Genomic DNA, 15,478 nt, shown 5'->3' with positions numbered 1-15,478 from the left:
TGGGAACCTCTTTAGAAAAGATTGAACGCGGACGCGGTGGCGCTGCGCTTCAGGTTGTGGTCCGGGTTGCTGTCCGGGTTGTCCGGATTCCCGAGAAAACGCGTGATGTCCGCGGTCGTGACGTCGCCGATGCCGGCCACGCTCAAGATCACCGAACCGTTGTCGCCGAGGCGCACGCTCTGCAACTTGCCTTCGATCTCGACGGACGGCGTCTGCGTGTTGCCGGCGTCGTCGGAGCCTGCCGCCACCGCCACCTTGTAGTGGCCCGCTGGCAAGCCGAGCTTTGACGGATCGATGTCGAACTTGACCTCGCCCGCCTTCTGCGCGCCGAGATCGATCTTGTGAGCGACGCCGTCGTCGCCGGTGACGGTGACCACTGCGTCGTCGGTGGAGGCGTCGAGATTGAACGCGCCGTGCACGGCCGTCTTGCCGTCAAGGTCGACCGCATCGGTCTTGACCATCACGTCGGAGCCGACCTGGCCGCCGAGCGAGACCACCAGCATGCTTTCGAGCATCGCGGAGTTCGCTTGCGAGAGGCTCGCCATGTTCTGCATCGCCTCGACCTGGCTCATTTGCGTGAGCTGCGTGACGAACTGATCGGGCTGCATCGGATCGAGCGGATCCTGGTTCTGGATCTGCGCGACGAGCAGCTTCGTGAACATGTCGGACATCGCGCCCGAACCGGCGCTGGGAATGCCGGTGTTGTTGTTCGCGCCGCTGTCGCTGCCGTCGTCGGCCGCCCCGAGCAGCTTGCTGTTTGCGCCGACCGAATGATTCTGTTGCGTGGAAGAAAAGATCTGCATGGCGTATGTCCTTAAGATTGGCCGAGCTTCAGCAGGTCCTGTTCCATCGTGTTCAGGCGCGTGAGCACCTCCACGTTGGTCGAGAACGCACGCGAGGCCGACAGCATGTCCGTCATTTCGGCGACCGGATCGACGTTCGAGTAGAAAACGTTGCCGTCCTTATCGGCGAGCGGGCTGTTCGGCTCGTAGCGCTTCTTGACCGGCTCGTGGCTTTCCACCACGTCGAGCACCTTCACCTGCGCGCCGGCCACGTCGCCTTCGTCGGTCGCCCCATACACGGCGGCAAACACCGGCTGGCGCGCGCGGTAGACCTCGTCTTCGCTCTTGGCGGCCGAATCGGCGTTCGCCATGTTGCTGGCGATGGTGTTGAGCCGGATGGTCTGCGCCGTCATGGCGGAGCCGGCGATGTTTGCGATATCCCTGAATCCCATGGCGATCACCCGTTACCGTTGATGGCCGTATTGAGGCCCTTGAATTCCGTGTTCATGAACGTGAGCCCCATTTGGTAGTCGGCCGCGTTCTGTGCGAATTGCGCCTGCTCGATACCGAGCTCGACCGTGTTGCCGTCCATCGACGGCTGATTCGGCACGCGGTACATCAAGTCGGGCTGTTCACCACCCAAGTCGCCCAATAAGCCCGCTTCGGCGCCGCCCATCTCGTGCTGCATCGCCGCCTTGAAGTCGATATCGCGCGCCTGATAGCCGGGCGTGGTTTCGTTGGCCAGATTCGATGCGAGCACCTTGCTGCGCTCGACGCGCAGTTCGAGCGCCTGCGGGTGAATGCTCAGCGCCTGGTTCAAGTGGATTCCCATGATTCAACTCCTTACGTTTATTCGTCGTCCGAGGCAGCAAGCCCGGCGGGCTGCATAGCCGACAGCGCCTGCTGCGCGGAAGCCGCGGCCTGCACCTTCACGTCGGCCACGACACGGTTGAGCTTGTCCGCGTACGCGGGGTCCGTTGCATAGCCGCCTTGCGCGAGCGCTTGCGCGAAGGCCGCTGCGTCGCTGCCGGTGTGCTGCGCGCCGCCAAAGCGCGGGTTCGTGCGCAAGAGGTTCACGTAGTCGGCGAACGCGCTCTTGTCGTCCGGGTAGGCGCGAAAACGGTCGACGGTCTTGACGCCCGCGCCCTTCACGTACTCGGTCGTCGTGATGTCGGCGGTCTTGCCGTCCCAGCTCGATCCGGCCTTGACGCCGAACAGGTTGTGCGTGTCGTTGCCGCTCGCGTCGCGCACCGGGTGGCGTCCCCAGTCCGATTCGAGCGCCGCATGCGCGACGAGCACGTCGGGCGACACGCCGAGCTTGTCCGCGGCGAGCTTCGCCCACGGGCTCACGCGGCTCACGAACGATTCCTTGTCCGCCTCGGGCGAGGCGCTCCCTTGCGTCGCGGCCTGCGCCTGCAAGGGGTTGTTCAGCATCCACGCGGTGGCGGCCTCGTCGCTCGGGCCTTGTGCAAAGCCGTTCTTGATCGTGCCTTCGATCTCGCTTTGCAATTGCCGCACGGTCATCGCAAAGGAGCCTTCATTCGTCGCGCCGTTCATGCGCGGCGCGGCGAATCCGCTTGCCGCGTCGAGCACGTTGCTGGCGGCGAACGAGGGGTTCAATTCAGTGCGGAGCATAGATGTCATCCTTTGCGGAGAGCGCGCGCTGCATCACTTCGAACTGCGCCATGACGATCGCCGCGTTGCGCGTGTTGAGCCGCTTGCATTCGGCGACGCACTTCACGAGCCGCTCCCATTCGCGTTCGAGCATCTCGCGCGGCGCGCCCTTCATGCGGGCGACGAGCGTGTCGATGCCGGTCGGCCGGTCGGTCGCGGCGACCACGCGGGCCAGCGTGCGGCGCTCTTTCAGGCTCTTCGAGAGCACTTCGGCCAGTTCGAGGATTTCGGCGCCGATCCGGCTCAGCTCGATCGCGTCGTGCTGCAAGGCCGCCGAGAACTGCTTTTCGAGCAGCGCATTGAACGCTTCATACTTCGCGTGATCGCGCCGCAAGCTGACGATCAAATGCTTCAAGGCATCGTTGCGAGTCATTTCTTGCTCCCGTGATAGCGCTGAATCAGCGCGGCCAATTTGGTCGGGTCGAATTCGATGCGCCCTTCCGCCAGCGCCGCGCGCAATTCGGCGACACGCGTCGCGTCGAACGCGCTCGGCGGACGCGGCCTGCCGCGCGCCGCGCTGGGTGTGCCCGCCGTATCCGGGTTCCGCCGTTGTTTCTGCTGCTCGTTCTGCGCATCGACGGCGCGGATTGGAGAGACGCCGTTGACTGGCGCTATATCACGGGCATCTCGTTTGAATGTCACTCGCATGATGGCTTCCTGGTTTCTCGATCGAACGCTCACGCGTCCACCAAAACGTCCTTCATCTTCCGGAGTGCGCCCCGCCTGATCTGGCACACCCGCGCTTCGGTCAAATCGAGCACCGCCGCAATTTCCTTGAGGCTCAGGTCGTACTCGTAGGAGAGCTGCACGACGCGCTGCTCGCGCGCGTCGAGTTCCACCAGCGCGCGCTCGAGGCTCGAGCGAATCGAGACCTGGTGCTCCGGGCTGTTTTCGTCGCGCAAAGCGTCGTCTTGCAGTTCGTCGAAGCTCACGAGCTGTTCCGCGCGATTGGCGGCGGCGCTGGCGTTGTACTGCGCTTGCGTCACGCCGAGCGCGACGCAGATTTCGTTTTCGGTCGGCTCGCGGCCGAACTCGCGCGTCAGCGTGCGCGTCATGTCGCGCAGGCGGTGCGCCTCGCGCCGCACCGAACGGGGCCGCCAATCCTGGCGCCGCAGTTCGTCGAGAATCTCGCCGCGCACGCGTGACCACGCGTAGCCGCAAAACTTCTCGTCAGGAATGCCGTAGCGGCGGATCGCCTGCAGCAGGCCGACGAGGCCGATCTGCTCGAGATCCTCACGCTCGCTGATGCCGCCGATCTGCGTGCTCAGTTGCGAAACGACACGCTTGACGAGCGGCGCATATTCCATGACCCACTCTTGCTCAGTCGCTCCGTTGTTGAATTCAGGTTGTTTAAGCGCTGCGTAGCCCACTTTCATGCTCCCGCGTTGTTGTGTTCCGTGCCAGATGCGTAGGCATCGTCCAAGGCACGTCCTGGTGCGCGTTGCTCATCGTTCTCGCGAGGCTGGCCGCGTCCTTCTTCGCCTTGCCCCATCGAACCGCCGTTGCGCACGACGACGGCGACGTCCGTGTACTGCTTCTGCGCCAGCTCGTTCTGCAGCGCACTGCTGATCGTCTGCAGCTGGCGCGCGACCTCGTCATGCGTCGCGACGAGATGCACCTGCAAGACGCCGTTCTCGTGACGGATGTCGATCTGCACGCTGCCGAGCATCGGCGGATCGAGGCGGATGGTCGCGTTGTCGATGCCATGCTTCATCTGCACCTCGACGCGTTCGCCGAGCGCGTCCATCAGTTGTCCTTGCCAGCCTTGCTGCGCATCGCCCTTCAAGGCGACCGGCGCCCACTCGGTCGTGCCGCCCCCTTGCAGTGCGCTGAGCGCACCCCAGCCGTTGCCCGTTGCCGCCGATACCGGCTGCGCGCTATCCGTGCTGCGCGCGCCGCTGTCGGCGCCCGCCGACGCCGCTTCCTGGCGCGCGCCGTCGGCGACGCGTTCGGTAAGGCGCGCGACAGATGACGGTTGCGCATCCGCGTTCGCGGCGCGGTCGCCGGATTGCGGCACCAAGTTGGCGAGGTTCGGCAACTTGCTCTGCGACATCGGCACGCCGCCGGCGCTTCCGCTTTGCGCCGTCTCGTTTGCGCGTGCATCGTCTTGCGTGTCTTCCGAGCCTTCGCGCAAAGCGCCGAGCGCGGCGTTAGCGGCCTTGCCCAGCACCGGCAGCGCGGCGGCCGCACCGCCCGGAACCAGCGCGAGCGCGCCCTGCATCGCGGACAGGTCCGCCGGAAACGCACCCGCTCGACGCGCGGCATCTCCGCTCACCGCGCCGACTTCTTCCGCCTCGCCATCGGCATCGCCGCTTTGCGCGTGGTCCGCCGCGAGACCGCCGAACGCGGCGCCCGGTATGAAGCCGCGCGGCTCGCCCGCCGCCATCGCTTGCGACATCACGTGCAGCCATTGCGGCTGACTCGACTCGCTTGCCGCACCGCGGCTGCGAGTGCGAGTACGGGCACGCGCGCCGCTCGCGCCGTTTGCCGAATCGGACTTGCTGGCCGAATCGGACTTGCCGGCCGCGCTGGAGTCGCGCGCCGAACGCGCGCCGGCCGAGTGCGCCGCACTCACGCTGCTTTCCGCTTGGGGAGCCGGCGCGGCGAGCTGCGCCTGCAGTCCGGCTACGTTCATTGCGCTCATGTCGGTCACCCGTTCATTTCCGAAACCTGGCCATAGGCCAGCCACCCTTCGCGCTTCTGGCCGAGCCCGTCGAGCTTGGCCACCAGGTCTTCATTTCCCGCGAGCACGAGGTTCATCACCTCGCCGTAGCGCGCGCGGATACGCGGCAGCGCCTGGCGCAGCGGACCGTCCGCCGGGCCGGCTTGCGCCACGCCCGCGAGCAGCGCCGAAAACGCTTCGTGCGCGTCCCGTGCTTCGGCCCACTCGGCGCGCTCGACATGCGCGCCGAGCTGCTTGAGCGAACGCACCAGTTCAGCGAGCTTGTCCATGTGCGGCCTCCGCGCCTGCCCATGCGTCGTCGATCTGCGTCATGAGGCGCACGACTTCGTCGAGCGGCTCGACGTCGAGCGCGATGCCGGCTTCGTTCAGCCGCCATGCGCAGTAGTCGTAAAGGCGCGCGAGATTCGTCACGGCTTCGCCGCCCGCTTCGAAGTCGAGCGCGCTCGCGAGACCGTTGAGCATGTCGATGCATTTGTTGATGCTCGTGCCCTTCGATTCGTAGCGGCAGGCGACGATGTGCGCCCGCGCGCGAGCCAGCTCTTCCAGCAAGCTGGTCGTGAGCAGGTGGACGAGCTGGACCGGCGAGGCGCTCGCAATCTGCGCCTCGAGGTTCGCTGAGTGGTAGCTCTGATAGCCAACGGTGTTCATGTTCGATTCCTCTGTTAGGTGCTCACTTCTTGCTGCTGGTGTCCAGGCTGTTGAGAATGTCCAACGTCGAGGCCATCTGGCTCTCTATTGCCTGCACGTTGGTGAACTCTTTCAGGTACTTTTGGTAGAGCTGCTTATAGGTGTTGGTGATTTCGGTCTGCTTCTTATCCGCTGTTTTCTGCTGCGCCTGGACGGTGTCCTGGCGCGACTTGATCTGGCCACTCGTTGAGTTAAGCCAGGTGTCGAGGTACTTGTCCATGGAACCGACGAAGCCGGTTTTCTCATCGCCGAACAGCTTGTTGACTGCGTCCGGGTCGTTGTTGATGGCCTTTTGCAACTTGTCCTTATCGAGGCTCAGGTTGCCGTCCTTGTCCGCCGAAATGCCGATCGACAGCAGGCTCGTGCCGCCGACGCTCTGCCGCATCAGGCTGTCGACCTGGTTGACCAGCGAGCGCATGCCGGAGTCGGCGGCGAGCGGGCCCGCGGCCTTGCCGTTGGTCGGGTCGCCGGCGAAGGTCAGCGTGTTGAGCGTGCTTTTCAGGGCGTTGTAGGCGTCGACGAACTTCTGGAGGCTGTCGGCGGTCGCGCTCGAATCGGAGGCGACCGTGAGCGTCACGGGGTCGTCGCCCGTCTTCATGGCGCGCGTGAACGTCACCGAGACGCCGTCGATGCCCTTGAACGTGTTCGATGCCTGCGTGATCGTCGTGCCGTTGGCGCCGCCCATATGGAAGATGGCGTCTTGCCCTTTCACGTTCGTCTGGGTATCGCCGAACGCGGCTTGCAGTTGCGCGCTGGCCTTGCTCGTATCGACCGTGATCGCGCTGTTCGCGCCCGTCTTCGCCGAGGTGAGAACCAGCTGCTGTTGGCCGTTGACCGTCACCACCGACGCGCTGACTTCGCCGTTCGCGCCAGCGGTTTGATTGATCGCGCGCGCCATCTCGGCCGGGCTCACTTGACCGTCGCCGTCCTGATCGGCCTTCGACAGATCGACATCGAGGCTCGTGCCGTCGTCGAGCTTGACGCTGATCGTGCCCGCGCTGCCGGCGTCGACCGAAGGCATGCCGCCTTTGGCGCCGTAGCTTTCCTGATCGGCCGTCGCCAGCTGATCGACATAGAACTGATAGGTGCCCGGCAGCGCCGAACCGCTCGCGGTCGCCGTGCCGAAGGTCGCATCGGAGAAGGTGGCCGATTGCTGCACCACGCCGTTGCCGCCGGACACCAGCGCGTTGAGCGCATCCTCGAACGCCTGCATGGACGATTGCAGCGTGGTCAGCGCGCCCGTGGTCGCGTTGATCGTCTTGAGCTGCGCCGCCAGCAGCTTGGTCGCGTTCTGCGTGTAAACCTGAGCCAAATAGTCTGCCGTGCCTTGGGGGTCGTTGAAATCGATAGTTCCCATTTCCTTCTCCGTTAATGCGTTAAGCGATAAACCGTCCGGCGCGCGTTCAATGTTGCGAACGCAGCCAGGCTTGCGAAGCCATTTCGTCCTGGCGCTTTTGTTCGCGCACGTTCTGCTGCTGGACCAGCACGCCGCGGCGCAGCTCGAGCGCCTTTTGCCAACGCTCGCGTTGCAGTGCGAGTTCGGTCAGGCGGCGGCGCGCCGCCTTCAAATCGGCTTCTTGAAGCGCCAGAAGGCGCCGGTGTTCGTGGGCAAGCGTCGCCATCGATTGCTGATAGCCCGCGCAATTCACGGCGAGCGCAGGCGAGCTGCGGTCCACCTTGCTGGCCGCGTCGACGCGCAAGCGGTCGATCGTGTCGATCTGCTCGCGATAGCGGCCGCAGGTGGTCTGGCGGCTCGCGACTTCGGCCGTGAGGCGGTCGATGCGACCCTGGCGCGCGGCCAACAGGCCGCTCATGCTCTTGACGGTGCGCTCGGCGCTCATTGCACGAGCTCCTTCAGTTGCGCGACGGTGCCGGCGATCGAGACTTGCTCGTTCGCGCGCTGCCGCAGGAACGCTTCGATGCGCGGGAATAGCGCGACGGCGCGATCGGTTTGCGAGTCGGCGCCCTGCACGTAGCCGCCCAGCGGAATCAGGTCGCGCACTTGTTCGTAGCGCGCGAGCAGTTCCTTGAGCGTGCGCGCGGCCTGGATGTGTTCGTTCGAGACGATCTGGCTCATGCAGCGGCTCACCGAACGCGACACGTCGATGGCCGGGTAATGGCCTTGGTTCGCGAGATCGCGCGACAGCACGATGTGTCCGTCGAGCACGGCGCGCGCCGTATCCACCACCGGGTCTTGCTGGTCGTCGCCTTCGGCGAGCACGGTGTAGATCGCGCTCATGCTGCCCGCGCCCTCGCCGTTGCCGGCGGTCTCGACGAGCTGCGGCAAGAGGCCGAACACCGACGGCGGATAGCCGCGCGTGGCCGGCGGCTCGCCGAGCGCGAGCGCGATTTCGCGACGCGCCATCGCGTAGCGCGTCAGCGAATCGACGAGCAGCAGCACGTTGTGGCCGGCGTCGCGAAAGTGCGTGGCGATCGAATGGCACAGCTCGGTGGCGCGCATGCGCATCAGCGGCGATTCGTCCGCAGGCGCGACGACGAGCACCGCCTTCGCGAGCCCTTCGCGGCCGAGCGAATCGTCGATGAACTCGCGCACTTCGCGGCTGCGTTCGCCGATCAGGCCGACCACGACGACATCGGCATCGGTGTGGCGCGTCATCATCCCGAGCAGCACGCTTTTGCCCACGCCGCTGCCCGCCATCAAGCCGACGCGCTGGCCCTTGCCGAGCGTGAGCGCGCCGTTGATCGCGCGCACGCCGACATCGAGCGGCTCGCGCACGAGGCGCTTTTTCAAAGGGTTGACCGGCAGCGGATGCGCCGCGAGCAGATGCTCGCCGCCCAATGCGCCGCGTCCGTCCATCGGCTCGCCGAGGCCGTTGACCACGCGCCCGAGCCAGCTCATGCCGATGCGCACTTCGGCGTCGTCGATGACCGGCAGCACGCGTGCGCCGGCCACGAGGCCGATCGGCTTCTTGAACGGCATCAAGTACGTTTCGTCGTGGCTGAAACCGACGGCTTCCGCCTCGATCCAGTCGCCCGAGGCGGTTTCGATCGTGCAGCGGCGGCCCGTTTCGAGCGCGCAGCCGGTGGATTTCAGCAGCGTTCCCGCGACGCCGGTCAGGCGCCCCGTGGGCCGCGCGACGGGAACGTCGGCGAGTTCGAAGGTGTGCAGGGCATCGGCGATCATTGCGTGGCCTCCTGCGGCTGCGCATTCGCTTCGTGCCAGCGCTGCGCGTTGAGCTCGGGCAACAGTTGCTCGCGCACTTGCTCCATGCAGGTGTCGAGCCGTTGCTTGCAGCCGGCGTCGATCTCGCGTCCGCCCGCTTTGATCCGGCATTCGCCGAGCTCGAGGCGTGCGTCGGCGATCAGGTTCCAGACCTTCGCGCGCTCGGGCGCGAGCGCGGCGATGCGCTCGCACGTTTCGGGCGGCAGATAGATTTCGATCGCATCGGTCACGGGCGGCAGCGTGGCGACGGCTTCGTCGATCAGCGCGAGCAATTGCGCGGGCTGCGTCGTGAGTTCGCAGCGGATCACCTGGCGCGCGACTTTCTCGACGAGGTCGATCAATTCGGTGTGCAGCGCGGAGGCGAATTCGCCCTGCAATTGCTTGAGTGCCGAGACGAGTCCGTCGGCTGTGTGAGCGACGCCTTCGAATTCGGCTTGCGCCGCGCGCTGCGCTTCTTCCGCGCCCTGGCGCAGACCTTCTTCGTGGCCGCGCGCAAAGCCCGTGTTGTGGCCTTCGATCTCGCCGCGCCCGAAGCCTTCTTCGTAGCCGCGGGCCGTGGCTTCCTGTGCGTCGGCCTGGACCTCCGGCAGGACCTCGCCGAGATCCATGCCGATGTCGAGCGCCGGATCGATCGCGTGGCCGTGCGCCGCGCGCGAGGCGGCGGACGACGACACGCTCGAGAGCGCCGGGAACCGGTACGGTACGTAGCGCTTCACGCGACCACCTCTTCGTCGAAGAGGCGCAGTTCGATCTCGCCCGCGTCGGCCAGCGTCTTCACTTCGGCCATGATTTCGCGGCGCGCTTCCTCGATGCGGCTCATCGGCACCGGGCCGCTTCTGCGCATCGAGTCTTCGAGCGACTGCACCTGGCGGCGCGGCATCGCCTTCATGATGGCTTGCTGAATCGCAGGCTCGGCGCCCTTCAAGGCAATCGCCCAGCGTTCGAGCGGCACCGTCTCGAAGATCCGCATGACCGTCGACTCGCTCTGACGCGACAGCACGAAGAAGTCGTACATGCTGACTTCGATTTCGCCGGCCACTTCCGGATCGGTCTCGCGCATCTGTTCGATGAGCTTCGCGCGGTCGCCCGGCAGGCGGTTGATGATTTCGGCCGCCTGCTTCACGCCCGCTACGCTCGTGCCTTGCATCCCGAGGTCCTGCATGCACGAATCGACGACTTCATTGAGTTCGATGAGCAGGTCGCGGTCGACGTCGCTCATGCGGGCGAGATTCATCAGCACGCCGTCGCGTTGCTCGGCCGGCAGCGCGGCGAGCACTTCGCTCGCCAGCGCAGGCGGCAGGAACGCGAGGAACAGCGCCTGCATGCAGACGTGCTCACTCATGATGCGTTGCGCGAGCCAGCGAGCCGAGACCCATTGCAGGCGCGCCATCTTCGGGCGAATGCTGTCGCCGTAGATGCTGTTGAGCACGCTGTGCGCGATATCGGGGCCAAGCGCCGAATCGAGCGAACGCTGCAGGAACGTGCGCGATGCGCCGTGCACGCCGCTTTGCTCGCGGTAGTGATCGAAGAACAGCGCGATCGCGTCGTGCACCGTGCTCACCTTGATGCCCGAGAGACCCGACATCACTTGCGTCACCGCCAGCAACTCATCGCGCGACAGGCAGCGCAACACGCTCGCGGCCCGCTCTTCGCCCATGCTCAAGAGCACGATCGCGGCTTGTTCCACCGTCCCATGACGGAGGCTTTCCTCAACTAGCTGCTTGTCCATTTTTGCGCACCCATTGTTTGACCACTTCGGCGACACGCTCCGGCTCTTTCTCCGAGAGCGACCGCAAATGCTCGACCATCACGTCGACGCTGGAACCTGCCGGGGGCAGCTCGTAAGTCGCCAGAAGCGGGACCATCGAGCCGTTGGTCGCGGCTTCGAGCGCCGCTTTCGCCTTGTCGCTGTCGTCGGCGTTGTTGCCTTCGACGAGCGCCGTCGTAGCCGGCGCTTCCGAGGCCGGCACGCCGTAGCGGTGCTTGGCCCACTGCTGTGCGATGCGCAACAGCGGCCGCACGATCAGGAAGAAGGCGAGCAGGCAGGCAATCGCGTAGCCCACGTAGCGGCCGATGTCGAACTGCGTGTCGCGGTCCTTCCACCACGGCGTTTCCATCGCGACTTGCGCCGGGAAGTCGAGCGCCGAGACGACGAGTTGATCGCCACGCGAGCTGTCGATGCCGAGGCCGTTGCGCAGGATCGTCTCGATCCCCTTCAACTGTTCAGGAGTCCACGGCTTGCCGGTCACGGGCGAAGCCGCGTTGTTCATCACGACCGCCACCGAGAGCTTCTTCAGACGGCCGCGGCTGCGCTTGATCTGCAGGATGTCGCGGTCGTACTGGTATTGACGCGTCGCAGCCGTGCGCACCGGGCCGGAGTTCGCCGCCGCGGCGGACGCGGCGGCCGGAGTGGACGCCGGCACCGGCCGGTTGCTGAGCGAACCCGGCACGCCGATCGCGGAGCGGTTGTCGCTGTGTTCCTCGCGCGTCGCCTCGTTGGTCAGCTTCGGCGTTTCGCCGTATTGCTCGCGGGTTTCCTCGACCTTGTCGTTGTCCACCTCGGCGGTCACGCTGGCCTTGAAATTGGCCGCGCCGACCGTCGGCGCGAGCAGATCGCGCACGTTCTTCAGCGCTTCGTCGCGATAGCGCTTGCTGGCATCGTTGGTGGCGTCGTAGCTGTCGTTCGAATCGACGCGCGACGACAGGTAATCGCCAGCCTGGTCGATCACGGTCACGTTGGCGGGATCGAGATTCGCCACGCTGTGCGCGACCAGGTTGACGATCGCCGCGATCTGTTCGTTGGTCAGGTTGCGGCCGGCCTTCAGCGTGAGCACGACGGAAGCCGTGCTCTTGTCGGCGTCGGAAACGACGAACGAAGTCGACTTGCCGATCGCGAGATGCACGCGCGCCGACTCGACCGGATCGAGCGTCGCGATGCTTTGCGCGAGCTCGCCTTCGAGGCCGCGGCGGAACCGCACGTCCTGCACGAACTGGCTCGTGCCGAGCGGATCGTTCTGATCGACGAGCTCGAGGCCGGCCGGCAGCTTCGCGACCACGCCCTTCGCCGCGAGCAGCATGCGGACTTTGCCGAGTTCGGAATCCGGCACGAGGATCTGGCCGGTGTCGGGGTGAATGCGGTAGGCGATGTGCGCGCCGTCGAGCGTCGCCACCATGTCGGTGACCGAGACTTGCTCGTGCGCGCCGAATACCGGCTTGTAGCGGCCTTCGTCGTAGCGCAGGTAGACCGTCGACAGCGCGGTGATCCCGATGGCCAGCACGACGATCGGCATGATCTTCGTCATCGCGGCCGGGGTCGGCATCAGCGCCGAGACCTGCGGCAACTTCAGACCGTTCAGTTTGGATTTCAGAGCGTCTAACACGTCTTATCCTTTGAAGTGGCGGGTCAAAGCTGCATCTTCAGAAGGTCGTCGAGCGCGGAGACGACCTTGTTGCGGACCTGGGTCAGCATCGAGAACGACAGGCTCGCCTGCTGGTTCGCGAGCATCGCGCCCACGAGGTCGTCGGAGGCGCCGCTGTCGACTTCGGTCATCTTGGTTTCGGCCGTTTGCTGCGCGTCGTCGACGCTGCGCACCGCGGACTTCAACGCATCCGAAAACGTCGGGCCGCCGGCGGCGTCCGCCTGCTCGGCGACGGGCCGAGGCATCACGGCGTCCGGCATGCTCACGGCCGCTCTGCGAATCTGCTCGACATCCATTTGTATGGGCTGCATCTCGTACCTTTATTAATTAGCGGCTTTGGAATCCAGATTTATCGATTTCCGGTCGCCTTCCATACCCGACCGCGAAATCGTCTCGAACACATCATCACGCCGAGACACACTGCTCACTCATCCCAAAACACTTTCAAATAAAAGGATGAATCAAGGTCAATGCCATCTGATATTGAATTTCGATTCATCCCAAAACAATCTTGCTGTCGGATTGAATTATGGAGATAGCCCGGGTTCACCACCAGGCAATATTCATCAACAAATCGGAATTGTTATGAGATGAGAGACGCCCTCTTTTGGGACGGCGGTTTGGCGGGTATTTACCGTTGCGTCAAGCAGGCGATACGTGCGCACCCGCCTTAAGCGGCCAGGCAAGGAATTCAGGAAGATTCAGGGTAATTTCGAGACGCTCATAGCAATTCGGACGCGATTAATACCCCTCGCTGCTAAAATCCATCTCGTCATTAAACACATTTGAACGCCGCCAGCGAAATACGCGAAGAAGCTCCTTAATCAAATAGGAAACCGGGTCGCCTCACGGGCCAATTGAAAAATCAGCCACCGATTCGAACCTGCCAGATGATTAATCGAGCCCGCCTGCCCTCCGATACCAAGCCAATAATCGGAAGGAGGTCCGCATGATTCGAAGGTGGCATGCATTTAATCTGTTTTGAGATGATTGACGAGTGACTGGCATATCGGCTAGCGAGGCAAAACCGATAACCAGCCATATATGAATAACCGCTGATAGCTTTCACTGGATTGCGATGTCAAGGCGAACCCACATCAAGACAGGCAACGCGCGCTCCTTTCAGGCGCTCGACCCATGCACGCTCGGCCGCCCCACGCACCTGCTCGGCCACTTCAGCGCCACGGTGCAGGAACGGCTCGCCCGCTTCGTCGAGACGCGCCTGAATCCGCGCTACGGCACCTCGTTCGAGCTGGGCCCGGTTACGTTCTCGACGCGCGACACCGCGCTGCCCCTGGCCGAACTGCCCGGCGGCACGCCTGCAACCGTTGGCATCGCCGTCGCGCTCGAGCGGGCCGTGCTGCTGCGCATCCTCGAGTGCCGCTACGGACGCCACGGCGTCGAGCACACGCAAGACGAGAGCAAGCCCGTGAAGCGCACCGCCACCGCATCGGAGCGGCGCATCGCCGCCCATCTCGGCACCGAATTGCGCGAGTTGCTCGCTGCCTGCATCGGCCGCGAAGACGCGCCGAGCGCAACGGCCCCCGGCGCGCCGCATCGTGCGCAGACCGATCTGCGCTTCTCCTGCCGCATCGACGACACCACACTAGGCGAGATCGGCAGCCTGCACTTCACGCTCGACGCGCGCTGGCAGGCACGGGTGTTCGCGCAGCTGTCGTCGGCGAGGAGCCGCGCCAAGCCGCGCGACGCGCAAACCGACTTGCAGGCGCGGCTGCCCGTGAAGCTCGCTGTGCGCTTGATGGAAACCGGCATGCCGCTCGACGACCTGCTCAAGCTCGACAAGGGCTCGGTGATCCCGGTGCAGCTCGGCGCACGCGCGCAAGTGCTCGCCGGCGCCACCCCGCTATTCACCGCTCAGGTTGCCGAAGACAACGGCAGGCTGTGCCTCACCGCTTTCGAAGACATGGAGTGAACGATGGACGCAATGGACGATACCGATCTGGACCAATTGCTCGACGACCTGCCGGGCGACCTCGAGCCCGCTGCCCCCGCGGCTGCGGCCAAGCCGGCGCGCGACAACCTCAAGCTGCTCGCGCGCATTCCCGTGACGGTCACGCTCGAAGTCGGCTCGGCGACGCTGTCGCTGGCTGAGCTGATGCAGATCGGCCCCGAATCGGTGCTCGAACTCGACCGCCTGGCGGGCGAGCCGCTCGTCATCAAGGCGAACGGCGTGGCCGTGGGCCTGGCGGAAGTGGTCGTCGCCGGCGAGAACTACGGTCTGCGCGTGGTCGAGATCGGCAACCTGCAAGGACTCGCATCATGAACAGCCGCCGCTCGCTTTGGGCCACCCGTCTCGCGCTGGGATGCACGCTCGCGGGCGGCCTTTTTCTCTCGCTGCCTGCCGTGGCGGGTCAGTTGCCGTTGATGAACGGCACGGTCGGCGGCAGCCCGGTCGACTTCACGATCAAGACGCAGATCCTGCTCTTCATGACCGTGCTCGGAATGCTGCCCGCGCTGATGATGGTCATGACGAGCTTCACCCGCTTCGTCATCGTGCTTTCACTTTTGAGACAGGCGCTCGGCCTGCAGCAAGGCTTGCCGAACCGCGTGATCACAGCCGTCGCGCTGGTGCTCACGATGCTCGTGATGCGCCCGGTCGGCATGGAGATCTGGAACAACGCGTTCGTCCCCTACGACCAGGACAAGATCACGCTGCAGGAAGCGGTGAGCACGGGCGAGAAGCCGCTCTCGCACTTCATGCTCGCGCAGACCAGCAAGGCCGCGCTCGAGCAGATCGCGCGGCTGTCGGGCGAAGGCAACATCGCGAAGCCCGAGGACCACAGCTTCATCGTCAAGGCCTCGGCGTTCATGTTGAGCGAGCTCAAGACGGGCTTCCAGATCGGCTGCATGCTGTTCATCCCGTTCCTGATCATCGATCTCGTCGTGTCGTCGGTGCTGATGGCGATGGGGATGATGATGCTCTCGCCGCTCGTGATCTCGCTGCCGTTGAAGCTCTTGCTGTTCGTGCTGGTGGACGGCTGGACGCTCACCGTCAACACGCTCGTCACCAGCGTGAGGGGATGACGCC

20 protein-coding genes are annotated in these 15,478 nt (G+C 65.0%); 3 read left to right on the top strand and 17 right to left on the bottom strand.

Features of this window, described 5'->3' with window-relative positions; genetic code table 11:
* Positions 1 to 11: 11 nt before the first annotated feature.
* The 17 genes from AAHK20_RS17855 to fliE all read right to left on the bottom strand — a co-directional run bounded on the left by AAHK20_RS17855 (position 12) and on the right by fliE (position 12,740).
* On the bottom strand, positions 12 to 803 hold the full coding sequence (locus AAHK20_RS17855) for a flagellar hook capping FlgD N-terminal domain-containing protein (RefSeq protein ID WP_449182827.1): 792 nt from the start codon (positions 801 to 803) through the stop codon (positions 12 to 14).
* Positions 804 to 814: 11 nt separating this feature from the next.
* Positions 815 to 1,234, bottom strand: coding sequence for a flagellar basal body rod protein FlgC (gene flgC, locus AAHK20_RS17850; RefSeq protein ID WP_449182826.1), 420 nt, complete (start codon positions 1,232 to 1,234; stop codon positions 815 to 817).
* A 5-nt stretch (positions 1,235 to 1,239) separates the two neighbouring features.
* A complete protein-coding gene (gene flgB / locus AAHK20_RS17845; RefSeq protein ID WP_449182825.1) occupies positions 1,240 to 1,614 on the bottom strand; it encodes a flagellar basal body rod protein FlgB in 375 nt (124 codons plus the stop codon).
* 17 nt (positions 1,615 to 1,631) lie between these two features.
* On the bottom strand, positions 1,632 to 2,417 hold the full coding sequence (locus tag AAHK20_RS17840; protein ID WP_449182824.1) for a glycoside hydrolase family 73 protein: 786 nt from the start codon (positions 2,415 to 2,417) through the stop codon (positions 1,632 to 1,634).
* Positions 2,404 to 2,829 (bottom strand): flagellar protein FlgN, encoded by a 426-nt coding sequence (locus AAHK20_RS17835; protein WP_449182823.1) that lies wholly within the window; start codon positions 2,827 to 2,829, stop codon positions 2,404 to 2,406. The genes AAHK20_RS17840 and AAHK20_RS17835 overlap by 14 nt, the downstream gene beginning before the upstream one ends.
* Positions 2,826 to 3,104 (bottom strand): flagellar biosynthesis anti-sigma factor FlgM, encoded by a 279-nt coding sequence (locus AAHK20_RS17830; RefSeq protein ID WP_449182822.1) that lies wholly within the window; start codon positions 3,102 to 3,104, stop codon positions 2,826 to 2,828. Before AAHK20_RS17830 ends, AAHK20_RS17835 begins: the two co-directional genes overlap by 4 nt.
* Before the next feature lie 29 nt (positions 3,105 to 3,133).
* Complete coding sequence (fliA, locus tag AAHK20_RS17825) at positions 3,134 to 3,832, bottom strand: RNA polymerase sigma factor FliA (protein ID WP_449182821.1); 699 nt, start codon at positions 3,830 to 3,832, stop codon at positions 3,134 to 3,136.
* Positions 3,829 to 5,100 carry a flagellar hook-length control protein FliK gene (locus AAHK20_RS17820; RefSeq protein ID WP_449182820.1) on the bottom strand — a complete coding sequence of 424 codons (1,272 nt, stop codon included), beginning with the start codon at positions 5,098 to 5,100 and terminating at the stop codon, positions 3,829 to 3,831. The genes fliA and AAHK20_RS17820 overlap by 4 nt, the downstream gene beginning before the upstream one ends.
* Before the next feature lie 5 nt (positions 5,101 to 5,105).
* On the bottom strand, positions 5,106 to 5,408 hold the full coding sequence (locus AAHK20_RS17815) for a hypothetical protein (protein ID WP_449182819.1): 303 nt from the start codon (positions 5,406 to 5,408) through the stop codon (positions 5,106 to 5,108).
* Positions 5,392 to 5,787, bottom strand: coding sequence for a flagellar export chaperone FliS (gene fliS, locus AAHK20_RS17810; RefSeq protein WP_449182818.1), 396 nt, complete (start codon positions 5,785 to 5,787; stop codon positions 5,392 to 5,394). The genes AAHK20_RS17815 and fliS overlap by 17 nt, the downstream gene beginning before the upstream one ends.
* 22 nt (positions 5,788 to 5,809) lie before the next feature.
* Positions 5,810 to 7,183, bottom strand: coding sequence for a flagellar filament capping protein FliD (gene fliD / locus AAHK20_RS17805; RefSeq protein ID WP_449182817.1), 1,374 nt, complete (start codon positions 7,181 to 7,183; stop codon positions 5,810 to 5,812).
* A 46-nt stretch (positions 7,184 to 7,229) separates the two neighbouring features.
* On the bottom strand, positions 7,230 to 7,667 hold the full coding sequence (locus tag AAHK20_RS17800) for a flagellar FliJ family protein (protein ID WP_449182816.1): 438 nt from the start codon (positions 7,665 to 7,667) through the stop codon (positions 7,230 to 7,232).
* Positions 7,664 to 8,971: a flagellar protein export ATPase FliI gene (fliI, locus tag AAHK20_RS17795; protein ID WP_449182815.1), complete on the bottom strand. Its 1,308-nt coding sequence runs from the start codon at positions 8,969 to 8,971 to the stop codon at positions 7,664 to 7,666. Before fliI ends, AAHK20_RS17800 begins: the two co-directional genes overlap by 4 nt.
* Positions 8,968 to 9,726: a flagellar assembly protein FliH gene (gene fliH / locus AAHK20_RS17790; protein ID WP_449182814.1), complete on the bottom strand. Its 759-nt coding sequence runs from the start codon at positions 9,724 to 9,726 to the stop codon at positions 8,968 to 8,970. Before fliH ends, fliI begins: the two co-directional genes overlap by 4 nt.
* The gene (locus tag AAHK20_RS17785; RefSeq protein WP_449182813.1) at positions 9,723 to 10,739 is read right to left on the bottom strand and encodes a FliG C-terminal domain-containing protein; all 1,017 of its coding nucleotides are present in this window, start codon (positions 10,737 to 10,739) and stop codon (positions 9,723 to 9,725) included. Before AAHK20_RS17785 ends, fliH begins: the two co-directional genes overlap by 4 nt.
* On the bottom strand, positions 10,720 to 12,330 hold the full coding sequence (gene fliF, locus AAHK20_RS17780; protein ID WP_449182977.1) for a flagellar basal-body MS-ring/collar protein FliF: 1,611 nt from the start codon (positions 12,328 to 12,330) through the stop codon (positions 10,720 to 10,722). The genes AAHK20_RS17785 and fliF overlap by 20 nt, the downstream gene beginning before the upstream one ends.
* Before the next feature lie 83 nt (positions 12,331 to 12,413).
* Entirely contained in the window at positions 12,414 to 12,740 is a 327-nt protein-coding gene (fliE, locus tag AAHK20_RS17775) for a flagellar hook-basal body complex protein FliE (RefSeq protein ID WP_449182812.1), read from the bottom strand.
* A gap of 767 nt (positions 12,741 to 13,507) precedes the next feature.
* Between fliE and AAHK20_RS17770 the strand changes: the two genes are divergently transcribed.
* From AAHK20_RS17770 to fliP, 3 genes are read left to right on the top strand one after another with little or no spacing between them, the layout of a single operon-like run.
* Complete coding sequence (locus tag AAHK20_RS17770) at positions 13,508 to 14,362, top strand: FliM/FliN family flagellar motor switch protein (protein ID WP_449182811.1); 855 nt, start codon at positions 13,508 to 13,510, stop codon at positions 14,360 to 14,362.
* A gap of 3 nt (positions 14,363 to 14,365) precedes the next feature.
* Positions 14,366 to 14,713 (top strand): FliM/FliN family flagellar motor switch protein, encoded by a 348-nt coding sequence (locus tag AAHK20_RS17765; RefSeq protein WP_449182810.1) that lies wholly within the window; start codon positions 14,366 to 14,368, stop codon positions 14,711 to 14,713.
* Positions 14,710 to 15,474 carry a flagellar type III secretion system pore protein FliP gene (fliP, locus tag AAHK20_RS17760; protein ID WP_449182809.1) on the top strand — a complete coding sequence of 255 codons (765 nt, stop codon included), beginning with the start codon at positions 14,710 to 14,712 and terminating at the stop codon, positions 15,472 to 15,474. Before AAHK20_RS17765 ends, fliP begins: the two co-directional genes overlap by 4 nt.
* The last annotated feature ends 4 nt before the right edge of the window (positions 15,475 to 15,478 follow it).

The organism is Trinickia camelliae (assembly GCF_053525655.1).
The sequence above is the reverse complement of the archived record's forward strand: the minus strand, read 5'-3'. Positions and strand labels throughout refer to the sequence as shown.